Origin of the sequence: Paenibacillus pasadenensis (assembly GCF_002864175.1) — a bacterium.
Classification (GTDB): Bacteria; Bacillota; Bacilli; order Paenibacillales; family Paenibacillaceae; genus Paenibacillus_O; species Paenibacillus_O pasadenensis.
In genome coordinates this window covers 2,198,886-2,219,310 of record NZ_NFEZ01000004.1, presented here as the reverse complement: position 1 = coordinate 2,219,310, position 20,425 = coordinate 2,198,886, and the positions used below count along the sequence as shown (strand labels likewise).

General features: G+C 58.4%; 18 protein-coding genes. 4 read left to right on the top strand and 14 right to left on the bottom strand.

The window, feature by feature from the left end:
- Positions 1 to 18 precede the first annotated feature (18 nt).
- Entirely contained in the window at positions 19 to 1,026 is a 1,008-nt protein-coding gene (locus tag B8V81_RS19020; RefSeq protein ID WP_101808973.1) for a hypothetical protein, read from the top strand.
- On the opposite strand, the gene B8V81_RS19015 is transcribed toward B8V81_RS19020, so the two are convergent.
- On the bottom strand, positions 1,023 to 1,205 hold the full coding sequence (locus tag B8V81_RS19015; protein ID WP_028599590.1) for a YqzE family protein: 183 nt from the start codon (positions 1,203 to 1,205) through the stop codon (positions 1,023 to 1,025). The two genes, B8V81_RS19020 and B8V81_RS19015, sit on opposite strands and share 4 nt — an antisense overlap.
- A 126-nt stretch (positions 1,206 to 1,331) precedes the next feature.
- Between B8V81_RS19015 and B8V81_RS19010 the strand changes: the two genes are divergently transcribed.
- Positions 1,332 to 2,069, top strand: coding sequence for an N-acetylmuramoyl-L-alanine amidase family protein (locus B8V81_RS19010; RefSeq protein WP_028599589.1), 738 nt, complete (start codon positions 1,332 to 1,334; stop codon positions 2,067 to 2,069).
- Here the strand turns inward: B8V81_RS19010 and B8V81_RS19005 are convergent.
- Complete coding sequence (locus B8V81_RS19005) at positions 2,034 to 2,855, bottom strand: divergent polysaccharide deacetylase family protein (RefSeq protein ID WP_043111531.1); 822 nt, start codon at positions 2,853 to 2,855, stop codon at positions 2,034 to 2,036. The genes B8V81_RS19010 and B8V81_RS19005 overlap by 36 nt on opposite strands.
- A 162-nt stretch (positions 2,856 to 3,017) precedes the next feature.
- Positions 3,018 to 3,989 (bottom strand): aldo/keto reductase family protein, encoded by a 972-nt coding sequence (locus tag B8V81_RS19000; protein WP_028599587.1) that lies wholly within the window; start codon positions 3,987 to 3,989, stop codon positions 3,018 to 3,020.
- A gap of 105 nt (positions 3,990 to 4,094) precedes the next feature.
- Here B8V81_RS19000 and B8V81_RS18995 point away from each other — a divergent pair, with 105 nt between their 5' ends.
- The gene (locus tag B8V81_RS18995; RefSeq protein WP_101808972.1) at positions 4,095 to 4,481 is read left to right on the top strand and encodes a MerR family transcriptional regulator; all 387 of its coding nucleotides are present in this window, start codon (positions 4,095 to 4,097) and stop codon (positions 4,479 to 4,481) included.
- A gap of 21 nt (positions 4,482 to 4,502) precedes the next feature.
- Positions 4,503 to 5,384, top strand: a complete 882-nt coding sequence (locus B8V81_RS18990; RefSeq protein WP_101808971.1) for a 2-hydroxyacid dehydrogenase — start codon at positions 4,503 to 4,505, stop codon at positions 5,382 to 5,384.
- Here B8V81_RS18990 and B8V81_RS18985 read toward each other — a convergent pair.
- The 11 genes from B8V81_RS18985 to B8V81_RS18935 form a co-directional block, all read right to left on the bottom strand.
- Positions 5,370 to 6,395, bottom strand: coding sequence for a Gfo/Idh/MocA family protein (locus tag B8V81_RS18985; RefSeq protein WP_240479038.1), 1,026 nt, complete (start codon positions 6,393 to 6,395; stop codon positions 5,370 to 5,372). The two genes, B8V81_RS18990 and B8V81_RS18985, sit on opposite strands and share 15 nt — an antisense overlap.
- A 35-nt stretch (positions 6,396 to 6,430) precedes the next feature.
- On the bottom strand, positions 6,431 to 7,333 hold the full coding sequence (locus tag B8V81_RS18980) for a Gfo/Idh/MocA family protein (RefSeq protein ID WP_219623328.1): 903 nt from the start codon (positions 7,331 to 7,333) through the stop codon (positions 6,431 to 6,433).
- Positions 7,334 to 7,379: 46 nt separating this feature from the next.
- Positions 7,380 to 8,318 (bottom strand): carbon-nitrogen hydrolase family protein, encoded by a 939-nt coding sequence (locus B8V81_RS18975; protein WP_052333393.1) that lies wholly within the window; start codon positions 8,316 to 8,318, stop codon positions 7,380 to 7,382.
- Positions 8,319 to 8,363: 45 nt separating this feature from the next.
- Positions 8,364 to 9,365, bottom strand: coding sequence for a Gfo/Idh/MocA family protein (locus B8V81_RS18970; RefSeq protein WP_084137404.1), 1,002 nt, complete (start codon positions 9,363 to 9,365; stop codon positions 8,364 to 8,366).
- Between the two features lie 70 nt (positions 9,366 to 9,435).
- Positions 9,436 to 12,090 carry a hypothetical protein gene (locus tag B8V81_RS18965; protein WP_127464333.1) on the bottom strand — a complete coding sequence of 885 codons (2,655 nt, stop codon included), beginning with the start codon at positions 12,088 to 12,090 and terminating at the stop codon, positions 9,436 to 9,438.
- A 12-nt stretch (positions 12,091 to 12,102) separates the two neighbouring features.
- Complete coding sequence (locus B8V81_RS18960; protein WP_028599581.1) at positions 12,103 to 13,086, bottom strand: Gfo/Idh/MocA family protein; 984 nt, start codon at positions 13,084 to 13,086, stop codon at positions 12,103 to 12,105.
- A gap of 100 nt (positions 13,087 to 13,186) precedes the next feature.
- Positions 13,187 to 15,223 (bottom strand): hypothetical protein, encoded by a 2,037-nt coding sequence (locus tag B8V81_RS18955; RefSeq protein ID WP_101808970.1) that lies wholly within the window; start codon positions 15,221 to 15,223, stop codon positions 13,187 to 13,189.
- Positions 15,224 to 15,242: 19 nt separating this feature from the next.
- A complete protein-coding gene (locus B8V81_RS18950; protein ID WP_028599579.1) occupies positions 15,243 to 16,079 on the bottom strand; it encodes a carbohydrate ABC transporter permease in 837 nt (278 codons plus the stop codon).
- 12 nt (positions 16,080 to 16,091) lie between these two features.
- Complete coding sequence (locus tag B8V81_RS18945) at positions 16,092 to 17,039, bottom strand: carbohydrate ABC transporter permease (RefSeq protein WP_052333392.1); 948 nt, start codon at positions 17,037 to 17,039, stop codon at positions 16,092 to 16,094.
- A gap of 67 nt (positions 17,040 to 17,106) precedes the next feature.
- The gene (locus B8V81_RS18940; RefSeq protein ID WP_101808969.1) at positions 17,107 to 18,573 is read right to left on the bottom strand and encodes an extracellular solute-binding protein; all 1,467 of its coding nucleotides are present in this window, start codon (positions 18,571 to 18,573) and stop codon (positions 17,107 to 17,109) included.
- Positions 18,574 to 18,864: 291 nt separating this feature from the next.
- Entirely contained in the window at positions 18,865 to 20,199 is a 1,335-nt protein-coding gene (locus B8V81_RS18935; RefSeq protein ID WP_180968492.1) for an extracellular solute-binding protein, read from the bottom strand.
- Positions 20,200 to 20,425: the final 226 nt, after the last annotated feature.

Genomic DNA, 20,425 nt, shown 5'->3' with positions numbered 1-20,425 from the left:
CGACAGGAGGCAATCGTAATGGCCCAATCCTCGCTGCGCGCCGCCGCGGCCGCCTTGCTCGCCATGATGCTGGGCGCCCTGCCGGCCGCCGCCGTTGCCGCAGCCGCGCCGCCGCTCTCTCTCGCCGTGTCCAAGGCGCCGTCCCGCTACGCGAGCTCGGACAAGGCTCCCGCCGAGGACGCCTTCCGCTCCCGCTTGCAGGCGCAAGCCGCGAGCTGGCGGGACGAGCTGGCGCGCCTGCCCGAATTCGCCGCCTGGAAGTCGGCCGAGCTCCGTCTGGAGCCGCTCGGTCCCGGCACGCATGCCTGGCTTGCCGGCGTATTCGCAGCGGACAGCGGCGAGCAAGCCGGGTACATGATTCTGAACGCCAAGGAAGACGGTAGCGTCGAGCTGGGCGAATACGGCGCCGGCGAAAGCCCGCTGTTCCGCGAATCGGCGCTTCGTCAGGGGCTGAAGAAGGAAGGAAAGAGCTTCGCGGACTTCACGGCGCGCAAGCGATATGCATCGCCTTTCGCCGCCGTCTGGAGGCTTCAGGACGGACAAGGCCGCGTCCGCTACGCCGATGCGGCGAGCGGCGAGCTGCTGCCGATCTCGGACGCCGATTGGAGCCGCTGGGCGAACGACGCTGCGCGTCCGGCCTCCGGGCAAGCAGCCGCGCTCCATGCCGCGACAAGCCAAAAACCGGCTTCAGCAACGAAGCCGGTCCATTTGGCAAGCCATCGCCTGTTCGCCGGCGACGATCCGCTGCAGCGTCTCTCCTGGCTGCTGCAGCGGCCGCTGTCCGCGCCGACCGAGGCGCAGCTGCTGCAGCGGCTGCAAGCCGGAACCGCGCTCGATTACGCCGCAGAAGCGTACGGCGGCAAAGCGCTGTTCATCGGACAAGCCGCCGGGTTCCACCGCTGGAGCGGCGCGCCGGCGTTCGGCGCGTTCCGCATGGCGGGCTCGGCCGGCATCCGCTACTTGCCGCTGGTCGACGCTGCGGCGGCAGGCTCTTTTTATCCCGTCGGCGATGTTGCGACCGCTTAGCGCTTCAGCCCGCGCAGCCACATGCTGATGCCCATGCCCGACATGCCGAACCAGCGCGTCAGCCACGGCTCGCGGCTGCTCTTGCGCTCCCGCCGCTTCTGGCGGCGCACTTGGCTGGGCGTATCGACATAGCGGACGAACCGCTCCGTCATATCCTTGATCCATTCTTCCGAATCCATGCCTCATCCCTCCGTCGCTTCGTTCATGGAGATAGTATTTCCGCCGCCGGCTGCTCCTAAACGCGAATAGAGCCCGGCTTCGAGTGGAAAAGTATCCGTAAGCTTTCCATGAATGGAGGATCGAGGATGAAGCAGAAGAAGCTTCCCCGCTGCCGGGCGGCCGCGCTGACCGTCGCCCTGGCGCTGCTTGCGCCCATGTCCGCCTATGCCGCTCCGACGCTGGATCTCGCGCCGCCTCTTGAAGAAGCCGGCGGTCCCAGCTACAAAGGCGCGCTTCCGTATGCCGAGGTGCTGATCGACGCCGGCCACGGCGGCATCGACGGCGGCACCTTTTACGAGAAGGTGCTGGAAAAGGACACCAACCTGGCGGTCGCCAAAAAGCTGCTTGTGCGGCTGCAGCAGCTCGGCGTCAGCGCCGTGCTGAACCGGGTCGACGACTACGCGCTCAGCGACGACAACCGCTGGCTTGGCAGCCGGTCGCGGCATCAGAAGGACCTGTCCCAGCGGACCGGCCTGACCGAAGAAATCCATACCGGCATGCTGGTCAGCCTGCATGTGAACTGGTCCAAGCGCGGCGCGGCCCGCGGTCCGGTCGTGCTGCATCAGAAAAATCGCGGCGAGAGCGTGCTGCTCGCCCTCTGCGTGCAGGACGCGCTCAACCGCCAGCAGCTTACGGCGGAGCTGCCGCGCGCGGGCAGCCCGTTTTATCTGCTCAACACGGTCAAGCAGCCGGCCGTCATCGTCGAGATGGGCTTCATCAGCAACGGGGACGATCGGGCGATGCTGACCTCGATGGAGGGCCAGCAGAAAATCGCCGAAGCGATCGCCTCAGGCGTGCGGCAGTACAAGCTTCTCTTCCGCTGAGGCCGGCAGCAGCTCCGTCAACCGCACGAATCGGCTCTGCGGCATCGATGCGGCGGCGGAGCGCACGGCGGCGGAGGTGATGAGCCCCGGCACGCCGACGTGTCCGATCGTGATGCAGTCGTTTTTCTCGCGGGCGAGCTTCCGCAGCTTGACGATCTGACCGGAAACATGGCTCGCGGTATAGACGTCATCAAGGAAGATGTCGTTGCTCAGCACCGGCACGCCCAGCTCGGCGCCGACACGCGGGATGACGGTCTTGAACGTCGTCCGGCTATCCAGGAAAAACAATCCCTTCTCCTTGCAGACCGCGAGCACGACGCGCATGATGCGCTCGTCCGCGGTTATTTTGCTGCCCATATGGTTGTTCATGCCGACGGCATGGGGCACCTCGGCAATCGCCTTCTCCACCGCCTGCCTCACCTCGGCATCGCTCATCGAGGCGCGGATCGCGCCGGGTCCGAGCCACTCCGGCTTGCCCTGGTTCGGCTCCATCGGCATATGCACGATGACGTCCAGGCCGAGCTTATGCGCCTGCTCGGCATCCTGGCGCGAAGTCGGCATGAACGGCATGACGGCGGCCGTCACCGGCACCGGCAGCTTGAACATCTCCTCGGTTCCCTTCATCTTGTTGCCGAAGTCGTCGATGACGACGGCGACGCGGCTTTGCGCCGCGGCTTGCTGTCCGCCCCGCTGCTGCTGCGCTTGCGGCGCGGACGCTCCGGCCCAGGAAGGCAGCAGCAGCAGCGCGGCGAGCGCGATCACGGAGCTTTTTCGGAATGTGGTCATGGCAAGAATCCCCTTTCTATTCGGGCTTTCCTGTTCATTTTGCATCCGAATGGAGACGCTTATGCCGGCGAGCGTAAAGGCAAATTGAGGCTCTTGCTTGCGCAGCACGCAAAAATGGCTTCCCGTTGCCGAAGCAACGGGAAGCCATAGTCGAACGAATGCTTATCTCATCGGGGCAAAGCCGCTGACCTCGGACAAGATCTCCTCGGTCCGCTGGAGCACATCGTCGGTCAGGACGAGATCGAGCGCCTTGATGTTTTCTTCCAGCTGCGAAGGACGGCTGGAGCCGTTGATGGCCGAGCTTACGTTCGGCTGGCGCAATACCCACGCCAAGGAGAATTGGGACAGGCTCGCTCCCAGCTCCGACGCCAGAGCTTCCAGCTTGGCCGTGCAAGCGAGCACGTCTTCGCGCAGGTAGCTGTTGATGACGCCGTTCGTCTGGTTGTTGGCCGCGCGGCTGTTTTGCGGAATGCCTTGGCCCGGTTTATATTTGCCGGTCAGGACGCCTTGAGCGAGCGGCGAGAAGACCACTTGGCCCAAGCCTGCCTCCTCGCATTGCTGGATGACGCCTTCTTTTTCGATATAGCGCTCGAAGAGGTTGTAGATCGGCTGGTTGGAAATCAAAGGACGCAGATTGAGCTGCTTTCCGATCGCAGCGGCGCTCTTGATTTGCTCGGCGGACCACTCGCTGACGCCCGCGTACAAAATTTTGCCTTGAGCCGTCAGATCGTCCAGCGCCCGCAGCGTCTCTTCGATCGGAGTTGTGTCATCGAAGCGATGGCACTGGTACAGATCGATGTAATCGGTGTTCAGCCGCTTCAAGCTCGCCTCGCATTGCTCCATGATATGCTTGCGGGACAGGCCGCGCTCGTTGGGGCCTCGGCCCTGCGGGAAGAACACCTTCGTCGCGAGCACATAGGTGCTGCGGCGATAGGCTTTCAAAGCCCGGCCCAGCACTTCCTCCGCGCCCTCATAGGAATTGGACGTATCGAAAAAGTTGATGCCTAGCTCGTAGGCTTTATCAATGCACGCCTTGGCGGTTTCCTCGGCCGTAACCGATCCGTATGTCAGCCAGCTTCCAAGACCGATCTCGCTTACCTTGAGGCCGCTTTTGCCGATTGCTCTGTATTTCATTGCCTTCACTCCTCCTAGTTGGGTTGTTCTTTACGAGCATAAAGGCTAAAGTTAACTTCAGGTCAAGCGTTTGATTGACCCACCTTGCCAAAGGAGAAGATCTGCATGGACTATACGATCAAGCAAGTCTCGGAACGCCTCGGCCTGCCCGTCTCTACTCTTCGCTACTATGACAAAGAAGGCTTGATGCCGCTGCTGGAAAGGACGGATTACGGAACTCGCCAATATTCCGAGACGGACATCTGCTGGCTGGAGCTCGTCTGCTGCCTCAAAAACAACGGCATGCCTTTGAATGAGATCAAGGACTTCATGGGCTTGTGCCTGGAGGGGGCGTCGACCTGCGAGCAAAGGAAAATCATGCTGGAGAAGCACAAAGAGCATGTCCTGCAGCAGATCGATTCCTTGACCCGCAGTCTTGACATGATCAACTATAAATTGGATCATTATGATGAAATCGGCATCTTCCACATCGATGCCCCGGTCCATTCCTAACTTTCTTTCAGGAGGTTCTCCATGCCGAAGCCGATTTGTTATGCCGAAGTCTCCCTGCATCCTCTCGCATGGGAGCAATTGAAAGCGCATTACGAAATCACGAGCGACGACAGCCGCTTGCCGGAGGCGTCCGCCGCGCTGGTGTATTCGGTGCCCGATCATTGGGCGTTCAGCGAATCGACGAGCAGGCTCAAGGCTGTCGCTTGCCACTCCTGCAGCAGCTCGGCCGCCGCTTGGATGAAGGAGCAAGGAATTGCTCTGACGCTGGCACACAGCTTGTGGCGCACCGTAGCGGAGCATACGCTGGCCTTGATGATGGCCGCGGCACGAAATATCGTGCCGGCGGACCGGGCCGTGCGCAACGGCGAATGGAGCGGTCAAGACTTGAAAATCCCTTACTCGGGATGGGATTTCCAGCAAAAAACCATCGGGATTTGGGGCATGGGCAAGATCGGCATCGAATTGGCCGGATTGATATCCGGCTTCGGCATGAACAGGCTGTACAACGATTGCCGCCGCCTCCCGGCGGAGCAGGAGCAAAGGCTGGGCATCGCTTATGCCTCCGTCGAGGACATGCTCGCGCAGGCGGATTATTTCTGCATCCTCCTGCCGCTGAACGAGCAGACTCGTGGCGCATTAGGGAAAGAGCAATTTGCGCGCATGAAAAAAGGCTGCATCCTGATCAATACCGCAAGAGCCGGCATCATCGAGGAGCAGGCTTTTCAAGAAGCGCTGGAAAACGGCACGATCGGCGCCGCCGGTCTCGATGTCTTTTGGCGGGAAAACGATGTGCAGCCCGCCTATCTGGCGGAAAGAACCAATGTCGTGCTGACCCCTCATCTAGGAGGATCCACCTATGAATGCGACATGGTTCTGGCGAATGCCGTGCTAGAGCGGAAGTAGCGGGTCGGAGACGATGAAGCGCGACCGCTCGTCCGCGTCAATCGCCGCCTTGACCGAGGCCAGGATGTCCTCGCCTGTCAGGATCGAGTCTCCGCCCTCGAGGCGCTTCAGAAAATCTGCCGTGATGGACGGCGGAGAATCCAGCCGCGCTTGGACGAAGGGCTCTGTATGCGTCGCCGTCAGCAGCAGCGGCTCCGCCTGCGCGCCAATCGCCAGCGGATCTCCCGCCAGCCGGCATTCGGCCGAGCCGCGCGTGCCCGCGACGAATATCCTTCCGTCCCCCCACGTCCAGCTCTGCCTGGGCGTATGCCAATCGGCATACAATTGAGCGACCAGGCCATTGTCCATGAGGACCTGCAAGGAGGCCGCGTCATAAAAATCCGGATGCTCCGGAAGGATGCGCTTGACCGCAACCCCTTCCGCATGGCGGATCTCGCTGCCCGTCAGCCAGCGGAGCAGATCAAAATCGTGGATGAGAAGATCCACGATGATGCCGCCGCTCTGCGTTTTGGAAAAAAACCACGGGGGGCGGCTCTCCGGGCTCAACCGATGCGGCTTGCGGATTCCGATCGACACCAATTGCCCTAGATCCCCTCGATCGATGAGCTGCTTCAGGGCATGGATGGCCGGCTGGAATCGTTCCGTGAGCAGCATGCCGACTTGAATGACTCCCCGGTCCATGACCGCCTTCAAGCGTCGATACCCTTCTCGATCCGTCACCGCAGGCTTGTCGACCATGACAGGCTTGCCGTGACGCTCGCATGTCTCGATCACTTCGATTTTTTCGTTGTGGATCGCCGAAGTGCCGATCAGCTTCACCTCCTCCGCCAGCAGCCTGTCGCATTCGCTCAGCAGAGGCACTTGATGCTGGGCGGCCAGCTGCGATGCGAGCGCGGTATGGCGGGGGTCATAGATGCCGGCGCAGACATGGCCCAGTGCCAGCATTTCCTCAAGAAAAACTCCGATATGCGCATGCTCGCAGCCGAGAATGCCGAACGTCATCGTTTTCATGTCGAACTTAAACCTCCTTGACGGCTGCGGCTTGGTCAGAGAGAGAACCGCTTCTGCTCGCGATAAGCTCGCGCGAATGCGGCGCCGTCGTAGCCGCTCGCATCCGGCGTCAGGCTCGGCAGCTCCACCGGTTGTCCGCCTCGCTCCTTGGACAATCGGGCCGCGATCGCGGCCAGCTCGGTCTCGATCACGGCCTCGAGCTGGACCGGCGCCGGGGCCTCGCCGCTAAAATACGGCATGACGGCCTCGAGCAAGGACCGATACAGTCGGCTGCTGTCAGCCGTGATGAATTCCACTCCGGACTGCGTAATCATCGTGGCGTAGAACGGATGGCTGCTCTCCGTCGCGCCTACGCTGACGATCCCCCGGCGCCCGTCCGACCAGGACAGCTCATATTGATCCTGTCCCGAATGCCCCAGATGGCGCACGCTGCGAATGCCCGGCCCCAGAAGCCCGTGCAGCAGCGTAAAGGCATGAATGCCATAGTAATACTCGTCGTTGGCACAGCCGGAAAGAGCGTAGATGAACGAATGCGGAGCCGCGGCTTGCCGCCTCAATGCCTGCACTTCTGGCGCATAACGCAAAGCGGAGCCGCCCGTGACGACCGCCCCCCGGCTTGCCCATTCTTTGATTTGCAGCAGGTCGCGGACATTGCCCGCTAGCGGCTTGTCGATAAAAACAGCTTTGCGGGCGTGGACAAAAGGCAGCGCCCTCGCGACATGAACATCCCAGTTGCAGCTATGAATAAAGGCCATATCGACTTGTTCGGCCATTTCCTCCACGGACGCATAGACCCGCTCGATGCCGTGATCGGACGCGAATGTTTCTGCATAGCCGGCTGGATTCACCTCTCCATGGTCGCATACGCCGACGACCTCGTGACCGAGGGATCGCAGGATGGGGATGAAGCTTTCGGGGTGAGACGTATCGGGATCCACCAGTCCGATTCGCAAGGCTTTCATGACGCAACGCCCCTTTTCTGCGCTACTCGGCGCGCCGACCTGCGGATACCCGCTCCAAATAATCGTCCAAGCGTTCGATTTGGAATTCCTGGATGATGTCTTCTATCGTGCATTCATCCGTCTCGCAGGAGATCAGAACGGAGCCCAAATGCCCGGGATCCGCGATGGCCACTTTTGATCCGTATTTGGATTTGAGCTGCCGCAAACGCTCCATATTGTAATCGAGATGCACGACCGCGCAATCCAGATTGACGGATGTCGTCGCGAAGTCGAAATAGCTGGTGCTGGATGCCAGCACCTCGCCGACCGGGGACAGCACCGCGCTTGGCAGGCCGCCTCCGATGGCGCCGACAAAATGCGATCGGCAGGAATAAGCCCAGTAAGGCTGCATGATTCCGCCATGATACAGAGAGGAAAAAAGGATCAAATCGGGCTTTGACTGGACGTATTGCAATCGCAGCCGGTCAAAGTTCAAATCAAAACAAATCGCGCATGCGACCCATCCGAAATCGCATGCGATGATCGGCGCCTCGGTGCCGCAAACGACGCCGTAATCCTCGATTTCTCCCAACGTCAGATGGTTTTTCGCATACTCGCCGATCGGTTCGCCGTTTCGATCCAGCACGACGATTGAGTTTCGCCAGGTCCGATCCTCCTGCAGCCTCAAGGTCGGATACGCGATATAGCAGCCGTTCTCGCTCGCCATTTCGGAGAAGAGACGCTGAATTTTATCTCCGCGAACGCGGCAGTATTCATGCGTTTTGGCCGGCGACAAGAAAACATTGGACGGAATGTCGCAAAATTCAGGCAAAACGATTAGATCAGGCTGATCGGGAAGCACCTGGCTCAGCTTCTGTTGCAGGTGCTTCATCATGCGATCGACCATTTCCTCCGTCGCCAGCTGCTCCTCTACGTTGAACTCACGATTGCCGATCGTGCTGATTTTGACGTAATTGCTCATGGCTCAAGGCTCCCTTCGCGCCCGGACGGCATGCGGAAGATCCGATCAGCTCAGGACGGGTTGATCTCTTTGAATGAGAGACCGTATCGGCTCGGGCTTGCCGCTCTTCACGGATTTTATCGCCTGCAGCATCATCAACGTCGCGTACAGGCCGTCCATATGGTTGATCGGCGGCTCCGCATTCTGTCTCAAACTTTCGATGAACGCTTTATTCTCTTCGAGAATGCCGGTTTCCTTGCCGCGATACAAGATCGTTTCCTTGCCTTCTTCGCTGTAGATCAACGTCGTCAAGCGATCGGACAGCGTAACGGTCTTGTTCTCGGCGAACAGCTGCATGAAAAACTTGCTGGTGAAGGGCGGACATTTGCAATCGCCCTGAATCAAATTGCCGACGACATTGTCGTCGAAGCGGAAAATGGCGGCTATATTGTCCACTTGGGCATTTTGCTGGTAATAATTCGCCCCGGCCGCGTAGACATCGATCGGGTCCTTGCCGACCATGAACCTCATGATGTCGGCCGAGTGGCAGCCTTGCGACAGCACATTGCCGCCCCCGAACGTCGGATCGTTGGCCCATATGCCTGCCGGCCACTTGTCGTCCATCATCTGCATGCTGACCAGCAGCGGCTCCGGAATCAGTTCCTTCGCTTTCAACAGCATATCGTAATAGCGCATCTTGAACGCCGTCATCACCTTTTTGCCGCTTCGTTTGACGGCTTCGTCGATGCGCAAGCAGTCTTCCACATTCATGGCGAGCGGTTTTTCCACCATCACATGCTTGCCCGCTTCCAACGCCCGGATGCAATAATCGGCGTGCGTATTGTGCATGGTGGAGATATAAATCGCGTCGATCGTCTCGTCGGCGTACAGCCTTTCCGCATCGTCGGTCGCATAGTCCCCGCCGAACTCCTCCAGCAACTTCTGAGCGTTGCCCACATGCACATCGCAAAATGCAACCATATCCATACCGTCCAGCTGGCGGATGCATTCGGTATGAATCCTCCCGTTTTGTCCGCAGCCGATGAGTCCGGCTCTAAAAGTTCGCACCGTTTATCTCTCCCATTTTCAGAGCATGTATGATTCCGCAGTTGTCCGACCGTCTGATCCTCGGATAGGATCAGACGCTCCGAAGGAGGGCCTGCCAGGAATGATGGCTGCGGGCGTTCAACGGATCGCGCTCCCACTCGCTCGCTTCCATTCCTGCAGCCGACTCCAGGCAATGGCTCGCTGAAGCAAAAATCGTCCCCCGCAGCCCGTTGTCGACGAGCTCCAGCTCGATATCCACCGGCGAGCTGAAGACAGCCGCGCGTTCTCCCATTCGCAGCTCTCGCAAGCCGAGCGCCGTCAATCGCCGATGCGCCGGGTCCGATAGGACCGCTTCGGCGTCGATCTCGCAGCCTTGCAGCCGGATGGACGTCGCTTTCTTCCCGAACTGCAGCTCTGCCCCGCCTTCAAATGAAATGACGCCTTCCTGCATCGAGACCTCACCGGCGGTCGCGGTGACGGCAAAGAGGAACGCTCCTTGCTTGACCTGCGACGGATAGGCAAGACGCCAGCGCTTGTATCGCGGAAAGCGCCCGTGCTTGATATCCTGCTCGCCGGCGTTGCCGTTCAAGCCGTAGATATAGGTCGGATGCCATGCCGGCTCCTCGATGTTGACTTGCCGGTCGTCCGGTCCATCCAAAATGCTGACGAACACTTCGCCCTTTTCTTCGTCGCTCAAGCCTTTGTCGCCATCCTTGATGCCTGCGATGAGGTTGGCCTGGCCGCCTGTAAGCCGATACTGGCCCGCTCCGAGATCCGTTGCGGCGCCCGAGCAATGCAAATGCGTCGCGAAATGGAGGGGGCGGCGGCCCTCGAACGAATCGGACAGGACGATGGCGCCGGTGCGCTGATCCACGACGATGATCCGCTCGGCTTGCTTCACCTCATGCCGGGGATGAAGCTCGTTCGTGATGACGGCATGCGCGTAGATGAATCGTTCGCCGATCAGGCAGCGGCGAATATACGAGCTTTTTTCCGGTCCGACATTTCCGTTCAAGTATTGCCCTTGCGTGTAGCAGCCCCCGTCGTCAAAGCACATGGAATTGCAGAGGGAGCTGTCTATGCCGTAGGTTCCGATGTCGATCAAAACGGGAGAACCGTCCGCGCTGAGCTGAATGCCGCCCATGGCCGGCGGGAACTCGCGGTTATGCGTCTGGATGTTGAAGCTGACGGAGCGGCCCGCTTTAAGCCCGGCGGTGAACGCCCCGGCGATCCGTCCGCCGGACGCAAACGTAATCATGCCGATATCCTTCGCAAAGAAGGGCCGCTCCGGATACGGCGCAGCCGCGCCTTGCCCCTGCGGAGCGAACAAGAAGTCGAATAATCCAAGCTCGACGTCTCCCGCCGTTTTTCGCTCTTGATCCACGAAGGTTCGATAGATGGAATCGATGCCCGGCGTCGGATGGAACCGGGTCAAAAAAGCCGTCAGGTAGCGATGCTCCCGCGTACGCAGTCCCCGCTGCAATTCCTGGCTGTTCGGCGCGTTGAAGCACGCCAGCATCGCGTGGCCGAGCCGGTCCAGAAAAGGACTCTCGTCCAGCTCGGGACGCTGTCCGCCAAACGTATGCGCCGCCGCCAGATAACGAATCAGATGAAAGGGGAAGTAGGTGACCCATACGTTTTTGCCGTCCTGCGGGAACAAGCGAAGGCTTTCGGCAAACAGCCCGTGAAAAAACGGAAGGGCTTTGCGTGCCGCCTCGAGATCGTCATAAAACGCCATGCAGGCGATCGCCGTTCCGTTCCATGTGCCGAGCGAATGAGGCTCCGGCGTCGGGCAGCCCATATACGCCCGCTGCAGAACGGTAAAGTCATACAATTTCCGGATGTACGTTCCGACCTTTTCCTTCATGCGCGTCTGCTCGGCCGCATCGAACAAATCGGAGCACCAATCCCAGGCAAGCCCGATCGCATACAGCTTCAGGGCGATGCCGCGATCGTTCTCTCCGCCCATGACGAGCGGGTCCGCTTTCCCCGACCAGGTCGCCAGCCGGCATAATTCATCGACTTTCGATTTTACGGACGCGCCGATCTCCCGATCCCTCGTCACCAGGTACGCCAGGCAGACGAGATCGAACTCGACGCTGCCCGGCGGGCCGCTTTTGATGCGCTCGACGATCGCCTGGAAGGCGGGATCTCCGGCCAACCGGCGGCGCAGCGGCTCCGCCTCATCCGCGTTCAGATAGACTCGCGGATGCCCTTTGCCTATCGGCGCCAGCTCGTGCAGCTTGCGGTCGTCGGTTTTGATTTCGATGAACTTGATCCGCTGCCAGTCGATCCGGCTGCGATCGCGTTCGACGAACTCCAGCCTCAATTCGGTTTCGTCGGCGTCGGCTTCGAAGCCAAAATCGGCATTCAGCCGGCTCGCTTCGATATCCTCCGGCCCGGGCATGTCAAACCACATTCCGCCCAGCAGTCTGCCGTTCACATACGTTCTGGCCATCGGCATGGCCATGACGCCGCTCAGATGATCGAAATCCCAAGGCCCGACGGGCTCAAGCGCCCCATCCGGCACCCGCACCATCGGAATCATCGCCGTATTCATGTCAAAGGCGCCGTCCAGCGTCTGCAGCCGGCAGCGATAGAGGCCCGGCGGCAATGACACTGTTAGGACGAGCCGATCGGCGTCCGCTTCGATATCCGTGATCCGGCCGGTCACGTCGCGCCATTCCGTCCCGTTGAACCGGTTCGGCGACGGCTGCAAATATGCGATCAAGTCGCGGTTAAGCACGCTGAGTCCCCCTTACCGCTGATGTAAGACAACTACTTCCTGCCCGCTGCGATGCGAGGCATAGATCGCTTGCACCGCAGCAACGACGCTGCGGCTGTATTCTCCGGAGCATTCGGGATTGACGTCCGTGCGGATGCTGCTGAGCAAGTCGCGGTATTGCAGGACGAACGGAGGGGCTTCCTGCGACGCCTCTACCGACCGATATTCGCCGGATTGGCCGATCCAAAGCCCAGCTCCGGTGCTCAGCTTCAGCATGCCTTCCGTAAACACAAATTCCGTTTCGTCCCTGTTCACGCCGCCGTATCCGCTTTGGCTGATCGTACACGGCACGCCTCGGTCCGTTTGGACCCATGCCGTCACGCTGCCTTCAATGTCTCCCTTGGCGCCGTAATGGCTGACCGAGGCTTTGACCTGCACGATTCTGCTGTCCGTCAGCCATTGAATTTTATCGATGGAATGCGATCCAAGGTTCATCGCAATTCCGCCGCCCGATTTTGCGCTCTCGAAAAACCAGGCCGGCCGGTTCGGGGAATAATAATCGACATGCCGCACATCGTTGATCATGACCAGCTTGCCGAGCCGACCGCTTTGAATGATTTCCTTGGCGATCCGATTTTCGGCAAAATAATGCTGGGTGTGGCCGACCATGAGCTTGATCCGGCTTTCGCCTACCGTCTTTATGATTTCATCGCATGCCTCGACGTCGATGGCCATCGGTTTTTCCAGCAAAATATGGCAGCCGCTGCGCGCGCACCAGATCGCGCACTCTTTATGCAAATGATGCGGCAGCGTAATGACCACGATATCCGGCCGCTCGATCTCGACCATGCGCCGATAATCGGCATACGCTCGAACAGGATGCTGAGCGGATGCCTTGCGGGCCCGCTCCTCGTCGATGTCGGCGATCGCAACCGCCTCGATCTCGTTCATTTCCGCCAGAGCCTGCAGATGCAAGGAGCTGATGGCTCCAGCTCCGATTATGGCCGCCTTGAACATCGTTCACCTCCAAATATGACGTCGCGATTCCCGTTGCGGGCAGCGAATGCAGGGATATCGGCCTTAAGGACATGGACATCGGCCATGGCCGAGCTCGCCCTCACTCCTCGCGATCGCCGATCGCGGAAGGCCATTCTCCCCACGCAACCGTCAGATCCTCCCAAGGGAAAAAGGACGGAATCGAGGCGAAGGGTTCATTCAAAAATGGCAGCTCCTCGCTTGTCACGCCGTCAATGGCCGCTATCGGCTGCTCGATTCGAGCGCCGTTGATCGTCGCATACCGCGTCGCCATCGCTCCCGGACTCCAGGAGGTTTCAAGCTCAAGCGGCGGCCTGGCTTTGCCGGCAGGGCGTCTGTACCGCACCCGGCGCGTAGTCCAGTAATAGTCGGTAAACTGAGCGGATTCAAACTCCTCCGCGAACTCGGCCAGAGAGGCGTACTCCGAAACGCTCGCATGCTCGGCTACGAATCCGCCGAAAAGGAATCGAAGCTCGTCTCGGGCAAAGCTTCGCTCCTCCCCTTCATACAGGCTGGAGCAGATGAAATTATAGTTCCCCTTTGATTCCAGGCGGATCGAAACCGGCCTCTGGCTTGGCGTGTAGACCATGGGACGGAAGGCCGACAGCAGCTTCCCGGTGCGGCAGACGATCCATTCTCCGTGCTGCACCTCTCCGGACCAGTCCTTCCGCGGAATGCCTCCGACGATCAGCTCCTCTACGTCTCCTCCGTGCGTCGACAAGATGATCTGCTCGCGGATGGCCGACAACGGCTTGCGGGCCGCCGCCTCGTCGAAAGACGGATGCGGATGCGTGAGCACCAAAGCCGTAGATCCGGACTGGATCGTAAACGTGTTGGCCCAGGAGGAGAGGATGTCGGCTTCTCCGACATTGGCATATTCCCGATCGCCGTCTCTTGCCCGGACTTTCGTTCCCGGCACGTCGCCGTTGACCGCCAGCTTCGTGAAGATCGTTCCGATATCCCGATAGGACTCAACCTGATCCTGCCGCTTGTAGGTGACGAAGTAGCTGTTGTTCTGATCCATGCTGCCGAACGGCGCGCTGGACGTTCCGAGCGCGAAGTCGCGGTGCAGCACCGTTTCGATCCGGCTTGTTCTTGCCAGGAAGTCCGTGCCTTCGCCGGCTCCCAATTCGCAGGAGGCGACCGCTCGGAACGGAAACGGCTTGGCGTCGAACAGCCGCAAGGCCGTGTCGGGGATATCGTAGTGTCCGCCGGCGAACCAGCAGAATTGCGCGACATTGAACGGAACGTCTCCCATATGGTGAAGGACAAGGTCGTCGGGCTTGTCGAACAGCAGCATCGGAGACGGGTGGACCCGGTCGCCCAGACAGAACCAAAGCAGGCTGGAGATGCAGCTGGCATGCGCGGCCGTGTCCACGGTGTAGGCGCGCGAATACGGTCCCGCGAGCACGCCCATTTCCGGGTGGAACCGGGCGGCCAGATCGATCCAAAGACGCTGCTCGATCCCGGACGCCAGAAGGCGCGCTTCCTCGTTTTGCGCCTGAGCGGCGATCTCCCCCATGGCGCGGATCGTCAATCCCGAATACGTCGGCGAGTTGAACTCGCTGTTGATGCCGTTCCGGACCAGCATCGCCCTGAATTGCCTTAGATTCCAGAGTCCATAGTCGACCGCATCCTCGCAGCCCAGCATTTCCCCGCCGAGAATTAGCCCCACCGTCGCCTTGGCAGGCATGTTGTCGTTGTAGCCGTGGAATTGAAAGTCCGGCTGCCGGTTGCCCGGCTTGAACGAAAACCCGTCTCGCACGAGACGCTCGAGCTCTTGCCGGACGGCTGCCGACATCTTGTCGCGATGAGCGACTAACAGGCTGGCGGCTATATTGGTATTGAAAATATTAAACCGGATCGCCCCGTACTTTTCCGTCTCGCCTTTTGCGACGATGGCATCCGCCCATTCGGCTTCTCCCGCTGCGTACATGGCGCCGGCCAGCCAGTACCGTTCCCTTGTGTGGGGCGGCGTGGTGTCGGCCAGCCATTCGCCTTCGCGGTCATACCATTGTCCGGCGGCATCGACCGCCCTCGCCATGAACCGTTGCGTTCGTTCGCGGAAGCCCTGTCCGTTTCCGCTATTGGAACGCTGCTCTGCTTGATTTTCGACCATCGGGATTCCTCCTGACCGCTTACCCCTTTACGGAGCCGAGCGTAGCCCCTTCCATAATCCATCTTTGGAAAAACATAAAGACCAATACGGAAGGAATCATCGTGATGATGACGCCGGCGAACAATGTCACCCAATCGTTGGTGTACTGCATCAGCATGTTGGCATGGTAAATATTGACGCCGATCGTATATTTGCTCGAGTCGCTTAAATAAATGAAAGGCTCCAGGAAGGAATTGTACAGGCCGATGAATTTGAAGATCGCTACCGTGACGATCCCCGGCATGGAGAGCGGCACGATGATGCGGATGAACATTTTAAATATCGACGCGCCGTCGATCGTCCCGCTCTCCTCCAGCTCGCGCGGCAGCGACCGCATGAACCCGCCCAGCAGCATGAGGAAAAAGACGCTTTCCCCCAGGCAGTTCAGCAGAATGAGGCCGGTAAGGCTGTTGGTCAGATGCAGATCGCGCATGAGGATATACTGCGGGATCAGCGCATTGATGCCCGGCAGGAACAGCGAGAGCATGATCATGCCCCAGATGAATTTCCTGCCTTTAAATTCAATGCGGGTGAGCGCGTAGGCGTTCAGAGCGGTCAGGAACGTGCCGATCACGAGGCTCGCCCCGACGTAATACAGCGTATTGAGCATCGCGGTCAGGAGATTGTAGTTGAGCCAAGCCTTCTTGTAGTTCATCCATTGGGGATGATCCGGCAACGTCCACACATTTTGGAAAAACTCCGGATTCGTCTTCAGCGATTCATAGAGAACCCATACGATCGGAAAAAGAATGGTTAACGACCAGGCGATGAGTACAAGCCACCAAATCAGGTCGATATAACTGCGCCGCTCCTTCATGGTCCACCACCTTTAATATTCGTAACCGCGGTCTGGCAAAAGCTTGTCGACCAGCAGCTTGGCTCCGACAAGAATGACGAACAAGAACATCCCGATCGCCGAAGCGTAGCCGTAGTTCTGGACTTGCTCCCCGAAGGCCATGTTGAACATATAGAGGCCGATGACGTCGGTAGAGCCTGCCGGACCGCCGCGCGTGAGGATGAGGATCAGATCGAGGCTCTTCAGCGTGCCGAGCACGAGGAAGATGGCGCTCACCCGGATCAAAGGCGTAATGAGCGGGATCGTAATGCGGAACAGCCGCGTCATATGCCCCGCCCCCTCCAAAATGGCGGCTTCGTATAAACTCTTGGGAATCGTAGTCATGGCATTCATGAAAATGACGATGTACAATCCGACGCCCGCCCATACGTACGGAGGCAGCACCGCATACATGGCCGTCCGGGTGTCCCCGAGCCAATAAAAGCCGTCCATGTCGATGCCGAACACCTTCAGCAGCGCGTTCAGCAGGCCGAAGCTGCCATCGTAGATGAACGCCCACAGCAAGGAGACGACTACGGTAGACAAGACGTTGGGGAAGAAAAAGAGCACTTTGTAAAACGACGTGCCCTTGTAGCCTTTGTTGGTCAGAAGGTAGGAAAGCACCAAGGAAATCAAAATGACGCAAACCGGCACGGTGGCCATATAGAATAAATTGTGGCCGAGCGCTCGCCATACATAACGATCGTTGAAAAGGCGGACGTAGTTTTCAAAATAAATGAACTTCGGCTCCGTAATGCCGTTCCAATCCAGCAGCGAGTAGTAGATCGACAGTAGATTGGGATAAAGCGCAAACAGCAGGTAACCGCCAAAAGTCGGCACGATGGCAAAGGTGAGGAAGATCCACTTTTGAACATTCGCCCTTTGCAGCAGGCTGCTTCGCTTCGGTCTAGTCAGGTCGCGATCTGTTCGAAGTGTAGCCAAGGTTCAGCGCTCCTTTCTTGAGGTCAGCCGATAAGAAAGGAGGGGGCCTCCCCCCTCCTTGGCGGATTTACTTGCCCTGTGCGTCGATCGCTTTCTTGAGGTAGTTTTCCGCTTCCTGAAGCTTCGGCTGCGGATCCTGTTTTCCGGTCGCGATCTGTGTAATCGATTCGGACATGACCTTGTTCGCCTGCTCGAATGCGGGGTCCGTCAACGTAACGTCTGCGGAGCCCGAATCCATTTTTACTTTATTGTCCTTCATATAAGCCAGGAATGCGCTAGGCAAGCTCTGGAGCTTCTCCAAGCGGGACGCGTCGTCGGCAAAGTCCGCTCTCAGAGGAATCATGCCGCCCTTTTCCGCGATCTGCAGTTGATTGTCCAGGTTCCACAGCCAGACGATGAATTCCTTGGACCAGTTCTTGTTCAGCTCAGGCTTGGCCGCCCAGATCAGGAAGCCCGAGCCCGGCGTGAACGTAATCCATTTCGTATTGTCAGGCTTCTCGGCCATTGGAACCGTCATGTAGCCCCATTTGAAGCCTTCCGGCGTCGACTGCTTCATTTCGTTCTCGACCCAGGTGCCCGTCGCCACCATCGCCGCTTTGCCTTGTACGACCTGCATTTGAGATTGCGTATGATTCAATGCGGCAAGGCCGCTCGGGAAGTAGCCCTTCTTGCCCATATCATAGATCCGGTTCCAGCGCTCGACGTTTTCGGCAGCGAGGAAGTAAGGCTGATTGAACTTGTGGTAATCCTCATACACCTTATCCAGCGTGCCGTTCTCCTCCGCCAGCTCGTATACCTTGGGCGGGCCGAACGCGTTGGTGATATAATCCGGATACACGCCGGGGAACGTAATCGGATATAAGCCGGCCGCTTTAATATCCTCGCAAAGCTTCAAAAACTCGCTCCACGTTTTCGGGTTCTCGTTCCAGCCGTTTTGCTCGAACAAAGATTTGTTGTACATCAGACCGGATCCGCTTGCCGAGATCGGGAAGGCGTACGTATTTCCCTTCGTGCGCGGAGACGACTCAAAGCTGCCTTCGAAGGAAACCTCTTTCAGCGTCTTACCGCTTCCGTCATACGCTTTTCGGTCCCACAGGTCTTCCTGCGATTCAAGCTTGCCCGCTTCGACGTAGCTCGCGATGCCTCCCGGTATGCTTCCCGAGAACAGATCGAACATGTCCTTGTCGTCATTCGCCGCGATTTTCGTTTGCGTGACCTGCGAGATCGTAGGGGAGTACGTGACGTCGAACGAGACGTTGGGGAATTTCTGCTTGAAGGATTCGAGAGCGTAGTCGAACCATTCGCGGCCCATTCCGCCTTCAAAAAAACCGACCTTCAGCGTTACTTTTTCGTCCTTCGGCAGCCCGTTCTCCGAATAGACCTGGGCGCCCGCGTCCGTCTCGCCGGCCGAGGCATTGACCGGTGCGGGAGAATTGGCGGCATTGTTCGAGGAATTGCTGCTGCAAGCGGCAAGTGAAGTAAGAACAACGAGCGATGCAAGTGATACTGAAGTCGCTTTCAAAACCTTTTTCATGTAGACCCTCCTTGGAAGTTAGAAGTCATGGTTTTGCTGAATTAGCCTTCGTATAAATGCTTGTTCTTACACGCAATCGACGAGCGGCTCACCTCCCGCATGGGCTCCATCCGATTGGAACCGATTGAACCCCGCCCAATCTGCTGTATATTTGATTTACTTTACTTAAGCCAATTTTAAGCAGGTATCGCCCGGTTGTCAAACTAAATTTCTCATCATATACAGCAGATTGGATAAAAAAGTGAGTTTATAGAAAAATAGTACAGCAAAAAGGGAGGGAATCCTCCCTCCCTACCCGTTGACAAGCAGTTCCTCCACCTTGGCGCACAGCTCTTCCTCGGTGATGAGATCCGACCAATACCTTTTCAACAGCCGGCCGAGCTGGTCGAACGCTTCCGCCGATAGATTCAGGCGGCTGCGCGAGCTGTACGTCGCCATGATCTCACGGAAGAGCGGATAGCGCGACGGCCGGTTGATCGAATCCCGCTCTTCCAGACGGATTTCATTCAGCGATCTGACCGCCGGTATGCTGTTCGTCCACTTGCGGATCATGCCCTGGGCTCTCGAGGAAGCCAAATAATCGACGAGCAGACGGGCAGCCACATGATCGGTCTTACGCATGGACACCCCGATCGTGTGGAGCATCGTAGCGGGCGCTTCAATGAACGGAGCCGGCGACAAGTCGAAGTCGATGGACGAGTCCTTCAGCTCGTTCAAAGCCATGTAGCTGGCCAGCATCATCGATACTTTGCCCTGACGAAACAGGTCCATGACATCCTTATTGTCCTCGATCAGGAAGCCAAGGTAGTTGTCCTGCGCCTTGATGATGCGCTTGCACAACCGAATGCTCTCGAGCAGCTTGCTGCCTTGAAGTCTGAATCCGCCGCTCGGGTCCGGCCCGATCTCTTCCCCGCTCTGCATGAGAAACACCGGCCAGCGCAAGGAGGACACCATGATGAAGTATAGCCCCAGCCTCCCGTCCGCCCCTCTGGACAGCGTCTCGGCATGCTTCAGCGCATCCTCCCATGTCCAGCTCCCATCCGGTTCGGGGACTTGCGCTTCGCTGAAGTGAGTCCGGTTGTACGCGAGTACGATAGGGGAAAAGACGATAGGGACGGCATACTGCAGCGATTGATGGCTGAACACGTCGTTCAGAAACGGATAAATCTCCTTTTCCGCCTTCAACGGCTCGAGCATGCTCAGCGCTCCGCTTTCTTTCAGCTCCTGGAAATGAAGGCTGTTCTGCGTGAAGACGTCAATGACCTCGTTTTCCAAATAGCTCTCGATCTGGCTCGTGTAGTTGGTGATCGTGATCGTCATGATCTTGACGCGTATATGAGGGTACAGCTCGTTGAAGTCGTCCAGCAATTTCGAAAGGAAGATGTCCTTCTCGATCGAAGAACTGACGCCTAGCGTAACGACCGTCGATTCATGGCCTTTTTCCGTCACTTTGCTTCCGACCCGATTCACTTTGACGATCAGGCCTTCCGCTACCAGCTCGTCAAGCCCTTTCCGGATGGATTTGTTGCTCAATCCGTACAGCTGGACCAGCTCGGACTCCGAAGGAAGAAACTCGCCCGGTTTATAAGTGCCGTCCAAGATCCGGTCCCGCAGCTGATCAATCATGAATTTCAATCGAGACCGGAATTTAGTACGACCTGATTTAGGTTGATTCCCCATTTGAATATGAGCCGCCACCTTTCGAGACGCATGTTCGTTGCATGAATAGCATTTTTCTTAAATCTAAACGATTGAACCTTCAAAGTAAAGCGATCTGCTGTATAACTTCTGACTTTTCGGAAATGCAAACAAGCCATCGGGCCGCAAGGGAGGATCTCCCTGCGCCGCGATG

Excerpts from the sequence above, each read along its gene's own strand:
- B8V81_RS19020 (WP_101808973.1), top strand. The coding sequence starts at position 19 with ATGGCCCAATCCTCGCTGCGCGCCGCCGCGGCCGCCTTGCTCGCCATG.
- B8V81_RS19015 (WP_028599590.1), bottom strand. The coding sequence starts at position 1,205 with ATGGATTCGGAAGAATGGATCAAGGATATGACGGAGCGGTTCGTCCGC.
- B8V81_RS19010 (WP_028599589.1), top strand. The coding sequence starts at position 1,332 with ATGAAGCAGAAGAAGCTTCCCCGCTGCCGGGCGGCCGCGCTGACCGTC.
- B8V81_RS19005 (WP_043111531.1), bottom strand. The coding sequence starts at position 2,855 with ATGACCACATTCCGAAAAAGCTCCGTGATCGCGCTCGCCGCGCTGCTG.
- B8V81_RS19000 (WP_028599587.1), bottom strand. The coding sequence starts at position 3,989 with ATGAAATACAGAGCAATCGGCAAAAGCGGCCTCAAGGTAAGCGAGATC.
- B8V81_RS18995 (WP_101808972.1), top strand. The coding sequence starts at position 4,095 with ATGGACTATACGATCAAGCAAGTCTCGGAACGCCTCGGCCTGCCCGTC.
- B8V81_RS18990 (WP_101808971.1), top strand. The coding sequence starts at position 4,503 with ATGCCGAAGCCGATTTGTTATGCCGAAGTCTCCCTGCATCCTCTCGCA.
- B8V81_RS18985 (WP_240479038.1), bottom strand. The coding sequence starts at position 6,395 with ATGAAAACGATGACGTTCGGCATTCTCGGCTGCGAGCATGCGCATATC.
- B8V81_RS18975 (WP_052333393.1), bottom strand. The coding sequence starts at position 8,318 with ATGAGCAATTACGTCAAAATCAGCACGATCGGCAATCGTGAGTTCAAC.
- B8V81_RS18960 (WP_028599581.1), bottom strand. The coding sequence starts at position 13,086 with ATGTTCAAGGCGGCCATAATCGGAGCTGGAGCCATCAGCTCCTTGCAT.
- B8V81_RS18955 (WP_101808970.1), bottom strand. The coding sequence starts at position 15,223 with ATGGTCGAAAATCAAGCAGAGCAGCGTTCCAATAGCGGAAACGGACAG.
- B8V81_RS18950 (WP_028599579.1), bottom strand. The coding sequence starts at position 16,079 with ATGAAGGAGCGGCGCAGTTATATCGACCTGATTTGGTGGCTTGTACTC.
- B8V81_RS18940 (WP_101808969.1), bottom strand. The coding sequence starts at position 18,573 with ATGAAAAAGGTTTTGAAAGCGACTTCAGTATCACTTGCATCGCTCGTT.
- B8V81_RS18935 (WP_180968492.1), bottom strand. The coding sequence starts at position 20,199 with ATGATTGATCAGCTGCGGGACCGGATCTTGGACGGCACTTATAAACCG.